General features: G+C 73.3%; 5 protein-coding genes. 4 read left to right on the forward strand and 1 reads right to left on the reverse strand.

Annotated features, from left to right (window positions below):
- The first annotated feature begins 5 nt into the window (after positions 1-5).
- The 4 genes from AC4IJH_RS08115 to fxsT all read left to right on the forward strand — a co-directional run bounded on the left by AC4IJH_RS08115 (position 6) and on the right by fxsT (position 8,211).
- Positions 6-3,356 (forward strand): SAV_2336 N-terminal domain-related protein, encoded by a 3,351-nt coding sequence (locus AC4IJH_RS08115; protein ID WP_490850867.1) that lies wholly within the window; start codon positions 6-8, stop codon positions 3,354-3,356.
- 89 nt (positions 3,357-3,445) lie between these two features.
- The gene (locus AC4IJH_RS08120) at positions 3,446-3,709 is read left to right on the forward strand and encodes a YxD-tail cyclophane-containing RiPP peptide (RefSeq protein ID WP_490850868.1); all 264 of its coding nucleotides are present in this window, start codon (positions 3,446-3,448) and stop codon (positions 3,707-3,709) included.
- Between the two features lie 230 nt (positions 3,710-3,939).
- Positions 3,940-5,115: an FxsB family cyclophane-forming radical SAM/SPASM peptide maturase gene (locus AC4IJH_RS08125; RefSeq protein ID WP_490850869.1), complete on the forward strand. Its 1,176-nt coding sequence runs from the start codon at positions 3,940-3,942 to the stop codon at positions 5,113-5,115.
- 93 nt (positions 5,116-5,208) lie between these two features.
- Positions 5,209-8,211 carry an FxSxx-COOH system tetratricopeptide repeat protein gene (gene fxsT, locus AC4IJH_RS08130; RefSeq protein WP_490850870.1) on the forward strand — a complete coding sequence of 1,001 codons (3,003 nt, stop codon included), beginning with the start codon at positions 5,209-5,211 and terminating at the stop codon, positions 8,209-8,211.
- A gap of 84 nt (positions 8,212-8,295) precedes the next feature.
- Here fxsT and AC4IJH_RS08135 read toward each other — a convergent pair whose 3' ends face one another.
- Positions 8,296-12,090, reverse strand: a complete 3,795-nt coding sequence (locus AC4IJH_RS08135) for a multifunctional oxoglutarate decarboxylase/oxoglutarate dehydrogenase thiamine pyrophosphate-binding subunit/dihydrolipoyllysine-residue succinyltransferase subunit (protein WP_490850871.1) — start codon at positions 12,088-12,090, stop codon at positions 8,296-8,298.
- Positions 12,091-12,206 lie beyond the last annotated feature (116 nt).

Raw genomic sequence — 12,206 nt, forward strand, 5'->3', positions numbered from 1 at the left:
GCGCGGTGCCCACCGGGCCCGGCGCCACCCCTCTCGACCAGCTCGTCCAGCGGCTGCGCGCGGCGGGCCTGCCCGCCGACGCCCGCGGGCTGGCCGACACCCTGTGGCTGGCCCAATGGATCACACCGAGTGGCCCCGAGGGCGCCCCACCGCCCGCCGGCACCGCGGACCCGGCCCACCCACAGGGGCGAAAACCGGCCACATTCACCGTCGGGGAGGGGCAGGGCCCGGCCACCGCTGACGCCACGCCGTCCACCCCCTCCAGCCGCGACCCCGCGCGCGACACCCCCCGGCGCCCCGCCGTGGAACTGCTGCCCGCCCAGGACGGCCGCGCCCTGGACCCCGACCGCCGCCGGCTGGGCGAGGTCGGCGTCCCCATCGCCTCCGCCTTCCCCGGCCTGCTCCCCCTGCAGCGCGCCCTGCGCCCCGTGCGGCGCTACCACCCGCCGTCCGCGCCCGTACGCAGGGAGCTGGACGAGACCGCCACCGCCGAACTCTCCGCCCACGCCGAGATGATCATCCCGGTGATGCGCGGGGTGCACCGCCGTGAGACGGGCCTGCGCCTGCTGATGGACGGCTCCTCCTCGATGGCCGTGTGGGAGCAGATGCTGCACAACCTGCGCCAGGTCTGCGAACGCCTCGGCGCCTTCCGTGATGTGACGGTCCATTACCTCCACCCCTACGGCAGCCAGGTCGGCGTCGCGGCCGGGCCGGGACACGACGACCCGCTGCGCCGCGCCGACCAGCTCCACGACCCCACAGGACACCACCTCACCCTCGTCATCAGCGACTGCGCGGGACCGCTGTGGCGCGACGGCCGGATGCAGCGGCTGCTGTACCGCTGGGTGGCCGACGCCCCGGCCGCCGTCGTCCAGCCGCTGCCCCAGCGCATGTGGGGCCGGACCCTCCTGCCCGCCCTGGCCGGGACCCTGGTACGCCACCAAGGCCCCTACCGCGCCCTGGACTTCCAGCTCGCCCGCCGCCGGCGCGGGGCGCGGCGCGCCGCCGCCGCGACGTCCGGCGGGGCCAAGGAGCGGGTGGTGCCGGTCCTCTCCGCCACCCCCGCCGCCCTCGGCGCCTGGGCGGCGCTGGCCGCCGCCGACTCCGGGCTCTCGCTGCGCGGCGCCGCCGCCTTCCTGCGCAGCGACCACGGCCTGGAGGTCCGCCCCGCCGAGGAGCCCGAGCGCCTCGAACCCGCCCGCATGGTCCGCCAGTTCGAGCAGAGCGCCTCACCCGCCGCGCGCCACCTGGCCGTCCACCTCTCGGCCGTACCGCTCGCCCTGCCGGTCATCCAGCTCGTACAGCGCGCCATGCTGCCCCAGACCGGCCCCGCCGAGCTGGCCGAGGTGCTGCTCAGCGGCCTGGTCGAGCAACTGCCCGCGCCCGAGCTGCCGTCGGGCCACGACGCCGACGCCTCCGGGCCCTGGTACGGCTTCCTGCCCGGCGTACGCGACGAGCTGCTGAGCCGGCTGAGCGCGGGCGAGGCGGCCCTGGTGCTCAAGCACTGCTCCCTCTACATCGAGCGCACCTTCGGCCGCAGCGCCCGCAACTTCCCCGCGGTGGCCGTCGCGATGCTCTCCGGCAGCGGCCGCGAACCGGAGACCGGCCAGCGCGCCGTGCCCGAGCCCTTCGCCCGCATCTCCGAGCGCGTCCTGCGCCGCTTCGAGCCCGCCCTGCGCGAGCCGGTGCGCAAGCGCTCCCTGCCGCCCGGGGCCTCGCCCGCGGCGGGCGGCGCAGAGCTGCTGTGGCACTACGAACAGGAAGGCGCCGTACGGGACCTGGTCGAGGCGCTGCGGCTGCTGCGCGCCGGGGTGCAGCACGAACCGCTGGCCGGCGCCGACCTGGCCAGGGCCCTGCTGCACGCCTGGGCGCAGTGGCGTCAGCCCGACGCGCTGGTGGAGGCCGAGCGCGCGGCCGTCCAGGCGGCCACGGCCGCGGGCACGGACACCGCGGACGCCCCCACGCACCCGCCGGGCCCCGGCGAGGCCGACGCGGAGCGCACCAGGTCCCTGATCGTGCTCGCCCGGGTCCGCCACGCCCGCGCCCAGGAGCGCCGCGCCGCCGGGTCCGCACCGGGCGAGCAGGCCGCCCTGGAGGACGCGGTACGCCAACTGGACGCCGCCTGCCGCCTGATGGACCTGCCCGACGCGCGCCTGGTGGAGAGCGTGGTGCTGCGTACGGAGGTGCTGCGCCGCCTCGCCGCCCTCGACGCCGCCGCCCCCCAGGGGCCGGGCCCGGGGCGGCGCCCGCGCGCCCAGGATCCCCTGGAGGAGGCCGAGTCCGCCCTGATCGCCCTGCTGGAGCACTGGCCCTCGGGCGAGGAGGTCCCCGGCGAGATCCACGCCGCCCGCGGCGGCGTCCTGCTGGACCAGGCCCGCCGGGCCGCGCCGGATTCCGGACCGCACCGGGCGCGCGGCTCCCTGGCGGTACGGGCCGCCGCCGACCTGGGCGCCGCCGTCGTGCTGCTGCGCCGCCGCGGCGGCGCGGCGGACCGCGCGGTGTGCCACACCCTCCTGGACCTCGCCGAGGCCCACGGCCTGAGCGCCGAGGGAGCCGGGCTGCCCATCGTCCTGGACACCCTCGCCCAGGCCACCTCCCTCGCCCACGCACTGGCCGAACCCGCCCTGGAGGCCGACTGCCTGGCCCGTACGGCGGCCGCCCACCGCGCGGCGCACGCCCGCACCGGCGACGCGGCCGCCCTGGACCGGGCCGTCGACGCGCTCGCCGCCGCCCTCAGGCTGACCGCGCCGGACTCCGCCGAGCACAGCACCCTGCTCGCCGAGCGGGGCGCGGCGCTGCTGGACCGCGCCCGCCTGGAGCCCGCGGCGGAGCAGGGCAAACGCCTCGCCAACGAAGCGGTGCACGTCCTGCGCGAGGCGCTGGCCCGGGTCGCCCCGCAGGACCCCGCGCTGGGCGGCCACCGCCTGCTGTTCGGCCGGGCGCTGCGGCTGCGCCACGAACGCCAGCCTTCGCTGGCCGACCTCCACGAGGCCGACTGGGTCCTGGAGCTGGCCGCGCGCGGCACCGAGGACACGGCCGTGGCCGCCGCGGCCTGGCTGGAGGTCGGCGACGTACAGATCCTGCTGGACCGCCGCTTCGCCGCCCGCGAGCGCCACGACCGCGCCGCCTCCGCCTACCGCCGCGCCGCCGCCGCGGCCCTGACGGCGGGCGACCTGCTGCTGGCCGCCCGCGCCCAGCACCGCCGCGGCGAGGTCCTGGAGGTCACCGCGGGCCGCCAGGCGGCGCTGCAGGCCTACCGCGCGAGCTGGGAGCTGTGGCAGCGCGCCGCCGAGCAGGAGGGGCCCGAGGCGCTGCGGACCAGAGAGCGGATGCGGGCGCTGGACGCGGGCGGCTGAGCCGGCCGGACCGAGCCCGACGGTCAAAGGTGTTTCCGTGGACGGGAGTTCGGGAAAACGCCCCTCCATCCGGCCCAGAGGAGAGCAGCGTGCCGACTACCCCCCGCACCGCCCCGGCTCCGGCCGCCGACCCGGTCCGCCCGTCGGCCGAGCCGCTGCCCGACTTCCGCGGTGTCGACGTGGCCGCCGTGGCGGTGGGCACGGCCCACCCGGTGCTGGGCGATGTGGCCGCGCTGCTGCTGCGCAACTGGCCCTGCACGAAGGAGGCCGTGGCCTACTTCGAGGACGAGTCCTTCTTCGCGAACGAAGCCGTGGCCGGTTACGACGAAGCGGTCGACCCGCCCGACCAGTGATGCCCGCCGCTGTTCGCGGACCGTTCGCGATCGGCCCTTCTTGGCCAATCGGGCGCGCAATCCGGCCAGTTGTGCAGTGAATCGGTTCCCTGTTCGGGGCTCGAGCCATGCATCAGATGGCGGTGCGTCTGCTCGTCCCCCGTGTCCGGGGCGGGCGTGGGGCGGCCAGCTGCCCCGAGATGAGCGGGAGTTGACCATCCCGGACGCCGGTGAAGTCAGGGGGCGCTGTCGTGGTACACGAGATTGGTCGGGCAGCCGCCTTCCCCATCCGGCAGTTCGTCCTGAAGATGCACAGCCGCTGCAACCTCGCCTGCACGTACTGCTACATCTACACCAGCCCCGACGGTAGTTGGCGCGACCGTCCGGTGCGCTTACCGCAGCGCACCGCGCATCAGACGGCGCTGCGCATCGCCGAGCACGTACGCGCCCACGGCCTGCGCGCGATCCGCGTCAACATGCACGGCGGCGAACCGCTGCTGGCGGGGCCGGGACCGCTGCTGGACCAGGCCGCCGCCCTGCGCGCCGCGCTGCCCGCCGACTGCGCGGTCAGCTTCGGCGTACAGACCAACGGCACCCTGCTGACCGAGCGGGTCCTCGACGAGCTGGCCGGCGCCGGCTTCTGGGTGGGCCTGAGCCTGGACGGCGGCACCCCGGGCCTGAACCGCCGCCGCATCGACCACGCGGGGCGCCCTTCCTGGCCCGCGGTCTCCCGCGCCGCACGGCTGCTGACCCGCCGCCCCGACGTCTTCGCCGGCATCCTGTGCACCATCGACATCACCTCCGACCCGGCCCTGGTCTACCGCTCCCTGCGCTCGCTGGGCCCCCCGACGCTGGACTTCCTCCTCCCGCACGCCAACTGGTCCAGCCCGCCCCCGCTCCCCGGGGGCGCGGCAGGCCGCACGCCGTACGGGGACTGGCTGTGCACCGTCTTCGACCTGTGGTGGTGGGAGAGCCGCCCGGCCCCCGCGGTACGGCTCTTCACCGAGATCATCGGCCTGCTGCTGGGCCGCCCCGGCGCGACCGAAGCCGTGGGGCTCTCCCCGGTGGTCGTCCTCGTGGTGGACACCGACGGCGCCATCGAACAGGTCGACTCCCTCAAGTCCGCCTACGAAGGCGCCGCCGCCACCGGCCTGGACGTCTTCGCCCACACCTTCGACCAGGCCCTGGCCCACCCGGGCGTCATCGCCCGCCAGCGGGGCAAGGACGGGCTGGCCGCGCAGTGCCGTACCTGCGCCCTGGTGGAGGTCTGCGGCGGCGGCAACTACGCGCATCGCTACCGCGCCGGCGGAAGCGGATTCGGTAACCCGTCCGTGTACTGCGCCGATCTGGAGCGCCTGATCCGGCACATCGCCGACCGCCTCAAGACAGCGCTCAAGGCCAACTTGCCTGCCCCCAACATGACCTGACGCAGTGTCGCCGGATGGGGGCACACTTGGGCTATCGTGCCGAACAGCCGCCCCCGGCACGCTCGATCCACCGCTTATCAGGGAGACGGTCGCATGGCCGAACAGTCCAGTACCACCGGCTCCAACGAGCACATCACCATCAGCTACGCCGGATTCAACCGGCCGTGGGCCGCCTGGATCTCGCACCAGCTGGAGCAGCTGGGCCACGGCACGACGATGCTGCGCTGGGACCCGTCCGCCGCCAGCCCTCTCACCGAGGAACTCACCGGCCTGCTGGCCGCCGAGGGGCGGCTGCTGATGGTGCTGGACGACTGGTACTTCCGGCTGGGCCCCAAGACGGCCGAGGAGTGGTCCGCCGCGTTGCAGGAAGTCGTCGCCGTCAACGCCGACCGGTTCGCCGCCGTCAGCGTCGCCTCCCAGAAGCTGCCCACCACCGCCGCCGTGCTGCGCCCCGCCGACCTGCGGGACCTGGACGCCGTCGAAGCGGGCCGCCGAGTCCTGCGCCGCCTGGGCATGGACCCCGTCCGACGCCCCGTGCGCGATCCGGCCCTCAACGCACCGCGCTTTCCCAACGACCCGCCCGAGGTGTGGAACATCCCACGCCGCAACAACCGCTTCACCGGGCGCGACAACGTCCTGGAGGACCTGCACGGCAAGCTCGCCGACGCCTCCTCCGCCTCCGGCCCGCCGCGCGAGACCCGGATCGCCCTGTACGGCATCTCCGGCGTCGGCAAGAGCCAGATCGCCGCCGAGTACGCCCACCGCTTCGGCAACGACTACGACGTGGTGTGGTGGATCAGCGCCACCAACCGCGGCGCCGCCCGCGAGCAGCTCGCCGAGCTGGCCACCCGGCTCAACCTGCCCGTCGGCCAGGAGATCGGCGACCGCATCCGCGCCGTCCACGAGGCGCTGCGCACCGGCCGCCCCTACCGCCGCTGGCTGCTGATCTTCGACAGCGCGGACGACATGGAGCAGATCGAGGACCTGGTCCCCGACGGCCGCGGCCACGTCCTGATCACCACCCTGACCCGCGACTGGTCAGGCTCCGGCAGCGCCCAGGAGATCGAGGTGCTGCCCTTCACCCGCGTGGAGTCCGTGGCCTACGCCCGGCGCCGGGCCGCCCGGCTCACGCCCAAGGAAGCGGACCTGCTGGCCGACGCCGTCCAGGACCTCCCGCTGCTGCTGGCCCAGACCGCCGCGTGGCTGGACGCCAACCCCATGCCGCCCATGGAGTACATCGACCTGATCCGCCGCGGCGAGCCCAGCCTGGTCGGCATCCGGATCTCCTCCGACTACCCCATGGCCTTCCAGACCAGTTGGGCCATAACGCTCAACACGCTGCGCGAGCGCAGCCCGGCGGCGGTCGAACTGCTCAAGCTCTTCGCCTGCTTCGCCCCCGACGCCATCCCCGTCCCCATGCTCGCCAAGGCCCGCCGCGGCGACCTGCCCGAGCACCTCGCCGACCTCGCGGCCGAGCCCATCAGCTGGAACACCGCGCTGCGCCGGCTCACCGAGTCCACCGCCGTACGCCTGGAGTACCAGACCTCCCAGGCCCAGGAGCCGGCCGTGGAGACCGCCCAGATGCACCGGCTCTACCACCGCTTCCTGCGCAGCGACATGACCGAGGACGAGCGCGAGGCGATGTCCGCCACCGCCTGCCGGGTGCTGGTCTCCGCCGACCCCAAGAACCGCTTCGACACCCGCGACTGGGACCGCTACGCCGAGATGATCCCGCACCTGGAGCTGGCCGGTGTGCTGGACAGCTCCGACCCGGACGTGCACTCCCTGCTGATCAACTGCAACGAGTACCTGAGGGTGCGCGGCGAGTACCGCACCGGCCTGCGGCTGTGCGAGCAGTTCATCTCCCGCTGGCGTACGAGGCTGCCCGCCACCTCGCGCACGGTGCTCTCGGTGACCCACCAGCACGCCGGAATGCTGCGCAGCCTGGGCCGCTACCGCGAGGCCGAGGCCGTCGGCAGCGCGGTCGTGGACCTGCTCGCCGCCGAGCGCGGCCCCTCCGACGCCGAGCTGCTGCGGGCCCAGGCGGGCCTGGGCGGCACGCTGATGGCGCTGGGCTCCTACCAGCAGGCGCACGACCTGTTCGAGCGCGTGTGGCGGTGCTACAGCGAACTGCTGGGTCCCGAGTCCCCGCGCGCCCTGTCCTCCCGCAACAACCTCGGCCTGGCGGTGGGGCTCCTGGGCCGCTACGAGGAGTCGCTGGAGATCCACCGCGAGGTGCTGGAGATCCGGGAGCGCGAACTGCGCGCCCGCCACCGCCTCACGCTGGGCTCCGGCCGGGCCTACGCCCACATGCTGCGGCTGCTGGGCCGCTACACCGACGCCACCTCCCGCCAGGAGCTGAACGTACGGCTGCACCACCAGGTGATGGGCCGGCACAACCCGCAGACCCTGCGCGCCGACCACAACCTCGCCCTGTGCCTGCGCCGCTCCGGAGAGCTGGCCAGGGCCGAGGAGCTGATGCGCGACGTGGTCGGGCGCTGCCGGCGGATCCTGGGGCCGCGCGACCCGGACACCCTCATGGTCCAGGCCGACCAGGCCACCTTCCTGCGCGAGCACGGCGACCTGGGCCACGCCCGCGACCTGGCCGACGAGGTCGCCGAGCGCTACCGGGGCCTGGTGGGCGAGTCCCACCCGTACGCCCTGGGCACGCTCGGCAACACCGGCCTGGTGCGCTGGGAGTTCGGCGAGCGCGACGAGGCGCTGGCGCTGGCCGAGCGGGCCTTCAACGGCATGTCCCGCGCCATGGGCGCCGACCACCCCTGGACGCTGGGCTGCGCGCTGAACGCCGCCGGCGCCCGCAACCGCGTGGACGACGAGGAGGGCGCCGCGGCCCTGAGCCGCGACACCCTGGAGCGCGCCAAGCGGGCCCTGGGCGACAGCCACCCGCTGACCCTGTCCGCCATGAGCGCCCTCGCGGACGACCTGCGGGCGCTGCGCCGCGGCCAGGAGGCCGCCAAGGTGGAGCAGGAGGCCGTCCAGCGCCTGACCGAACTCCTCGGCGCCCAGCACCCGCACACCCTCTCCGCCCGCCGCCGCAACCGCCCGTACTGGGACTTCGAGCCCCAGCCGGTCTGAGCCCGGCCCACGCGAAAGGGCCCGCCCCCGCGGAAAGCGGGGACGGGCCCTTCGGCGTGCTGCCGGTCGGCTACCGGGCGCCGGTCACGCGTCGAAGACCTCGGCGACCAGCTGGGCCTGCTCGGCCTGGTGGCGCTTGGCCGAGCCGACCGCCGGGGAGGAGCTGTGCGGCCGCGAGATGCGGCGCAGGCGCTCACCGTGCGGGACGTCGGCGCCGACCGCCAGGTCCAGGTGGTCGATCAGGTTGAGACCGAGGAAGGGCCAGGGGCCCTGGTTCGCCGGCTCCTCCTGGGCCCACAGGTACTTCTCGGCGTTCGGGAACTTGGCGATCTCCGCCTGGAGCTCCTTGCCGGGCAGCGGGTACAGGCGCTCGATGCGGACGATCGCCGTGTCGGTGGCGCCGCGCTTCTCGCGCTCCGCCTCCAGGTCGTAGAAGAGCTTGCCGGAGCAGAAGACGACCTTGCGCACCGCGCTCGCGTCCACCGTCGCGTCACCGATGACCGGACGGAAGCCGCCCGTGGTGAACTCCTCCACCTTCGAGGCCGCGGCCTTCAGACGCAGCATCGACTTCGGGGTGAAGACGATCAGCGGCTTGTGGTGCGGGTTGTGCACCTGCCAGCGCAGCAGGTGGAAGTAGTTGGAGGGGAGCGTCGGCATGGCGACGGTCATGTTGTTCTGCGCGCACAGCTGCAGGAAGCGCTCGATACGGGCCGAGGAGTGGTCCGGGCCCTGGCCCTCGTAGCCGTGCGGCAGCAGCAGGGTGACGCCGGAGGTCTGGCCCCACTTCTGCTCCGCGGAGGAGATGAACTCGTCCACGATGGTCTGCGCGCCGTTGACGAAGTCGCCGAACTGCGCCTCCCACATGACCAGCGACTCCGGGCGGGCCAGCGAGTAGCCGTACTCGAAGCCCATCGCCGCGTACTCGCTCAGCAGCGAGTCGTAGACGTTGTAGCGGGCCTGGTCCTCGGAGAGGTAGAGCAGCGGGGTGAAGTCCTCGCCGGTCTCCCGGTCGATGAGCACCGCGTGGCGCTGGCCGAAGGTGCCGCGGCGGGAGTCCTGGCCCGAGAGACGGACCGGGGTGCCCTCCAGCAGCAGCGAGCCGATGGCCAGGGTCTCGCCCATGCCCCAGTCGATCGTGTCGTCCTCGACCATCGCCGCGCGGCGCTGCAGCTGCGGCAGCAGACGCGGGTGGACGGTGACCCGGTCGGGGATGTTGACCTGGGACTCGGCGATCCGCTTGACGACCTCCTGGGAGATCGCCGTCTCCAGCGCCACCGGGAACTCTGCCTGCGGCTGCGGGACTTCGGCCGCCGCGGGGGCCGTGGTGGCCTCGCGGACCTCGGTGAAGACCTTCTCCAGCTGGCCCTGGAAGTCCTGCAGCGCCTGCTCGGCCTCTTCCAGGGTGATGTCGCCGCGACCGATGAGGGACTCGGTGTAGAGCTTGCGCACCGAGCGCTTCTTGTCGATCAGGTCGTACATCAGCGGCTGGGTGAAGGCCGGGTTGTCCGACTCGTTGTGACCGCGGCGGCGGTAGCAGATCAGGTCGATGACGACGTCCTTGTTGAACGCCTGGCGGAACTCGAAGGCCAGGCGCGCGACGCGCACCACGGCCTCCGGGTCGTCACCGTTGACGTGGAAGATCGGCGCCTCGATCATGCGCGCCACGTCGGTGGCGTACATGGAGGAGCGCGAGGCCTCCGGCGCGGCGGTGAAGCCGACCTGGTTGTTGATGACGATGTGGACCGTGCCGCCGGTGCGGTAGCCGCGCAGCTGCGACATGTTCAGCGTCTCGGCCACGACGCCCTGGCCGGCGAAGGCCGCGTCACCGTGCAGGGCGATGGGCAGGACCGTGAAGTCCGTACCGCCCTTGTTGATGATGTCCTGCTTGGCGCGGGCGATGCCCTCCAGGACCGGGTCGACCGCCTCCAGGTGGGAGGGGTTGGCGGCCAGCGAGACCTTGATCTGCTCGCCGTCCAGACCGGTGAAGGTGCCCTCGGCGCCCAGGTGGTACTTCACGTCGCCGGAGCCGTGCATCGACTTCGGGTCGAGGTTGCCCTCGAACTCCCGGAAGATCTGCGCGTAGGACTTGCCGACGATGTTGGCGAGGACGTTGAGGCGGCCGCGGTGGGCCATGCCGATGACGGCCTCGTCCAGGCGGGCCTCGGCAGCGGCGTCGATGACCGCGTCCAGCAGCGGGATGACGGACTCGCCGCCCTCCAGCGAGAAGCGCTTCTGGCCGACGTACTTGGTCTGCAGGAACGTCTCGAAGGCCTCGGCGGAGTTCAGCCGGCGCAGGATGCGCAGCTGCTCCTCGCGCTCGGGCGCCGAGTGCGGGCGCTCCACGCGGTCCTGGATCCACTTGCGCTGCTTGGGGTCCTGGATGTGCATGAACTCGATGCCGGTGGTGCGGCAGTACGAGTCGCGCAGCACGCCCAGGATGTCGCGCAGCTTCATCATGGACTTGCCGGAGAAGCCGCCGACCGCGAACTCCCGCTCCAGGTCCCACAGGGTGAGGCCGTGCTCGGTGATGTCCAGGTCGGGGTGCTTGCGCTGCTTGTACTCCAGCGGGTCGGTGTCGGCCATGACGTGGCCGCGCACCCGGTAGGAGTGGATCAGGTCGAAGACCCGGGCGGCCTTGGTGACGTCGTCGTCGTGCGAGGCGTCGATGTCCCGCAGCCAGCGGACGGGCTCGTAGGGAATCCTCAGCGACTTGAAGATGTCGTCGAAGAACTCGTTCTCGCCCAGCAGCAGCTGGTGCATGATGCGCAGGAACTCGCCGGAGGCGGCGCCCTGGATCACACGGTGGTCGTACGTGCTGGTCAGCGTCATGACCTTGGCGATGCCCAGCTTGTTCAGGGTGTCCTGCGAGGTGCCCTGGAACTCCGCGGGGTAGTCCATCGCGCCGACGCCGATGATCAGACCCTGACCGGGCATCAGACGCGGCACGGAGTGGACGGTGCCGATGCCGCCGGGGTTGGTCAGCGACGCGGTGACGCCGGTGAAGTCCTCCATCGTCAGCTTGTTGTTGCGGGCGCGGCGGACGATGTCCTCGTACGCCTGCCAGAACTCGAAGAAGCTGAGCGTCTCGGCCTTCTTGATGGCCGCGACCACGAGCTGGCGGTCGCCGTTGGGCTTGACCAGGTCGATGGCGAGCCCGAGGTTGATGTGCTCGGGCTTGACCAGGGTGGGCTTGCCGTCCTTCTCCGTGAAGGAGTGGTTCATCGACGGCATGGCCTTCAGGGCCTGCACCATCGCGTAGCCGATGAGGTGGGTGAAGGAGACCTTCCCGCCCCGGGCGCGCTTGAGGTGGTTGTTGATGACGATGCGGTTGTCGAACAGCAGCTTCACCGGCACCGCGCGCACGGACGTGGCCGTGGGCAGCTCCAGCGAGGCGTTCATGTTCTTGGCAACGGCGGCCGAGGGGCCGCGCAGGGTCACCAGCTCCGGCCCGGCCGGAGCCGTGGCATCGGCGGCCTTGGCGGCGGGCTTGGCCGGCGCGGCCTTGGCGGGCGCCGGAGCGCTCGCGGCCGGCTTGGCCGGGGCTGCGGGCTGCGACGCCGCGGGCTTGGCCGGGGCCGCCTGCTGCGTCGAGGAGCCTGCGGGAGCGCTCGCGGCAGCGGGGGCGGCCGGGGCGGTCTGGGGTGCCGGGGCGGCGGGGGTCTCCCCGTCCGCAGGGGCGCCCGCGGATCCCGCGGCTCCTGGCTTGTAGTCGGCGAAGAAGTCCCACCAGGCTCGGTCTACCGAGTTCGGGTCCTGGAGGTACTGCTGGTAGATCTCGTCGACGAGCCACTCATTGGGACCGAAGGCTGCGGCGGGGTTCTTCTTCCCCTGCCCGTCTTGGTCGGTCGAGATGCTCGAATTGGGGGACTGTGGCGACACGGCGGCAACCGCCCTCTTCCGCTTCCTAAGGTGGTGGACAGCGGGAATAAAGGCTACGCCTCTTGGGACCTTTGGTGCAGTCCGGGAGGGCCTTCGTCGCGCACGTCACATTCCCC

The sequence above is a fragment of the Streptomyces sp. UF-297 genome (assembly GCF_058245575.1).

Bases quoted from the DNA above. Each gene is read 5' to 3' on its own strand.
- fxsT (WP_490850870.1), top strand. From the start codon at position 5,209: ATGGCCGAACAGTCCAGTACCACCGGCTCCAACGAGCACATCACCATC.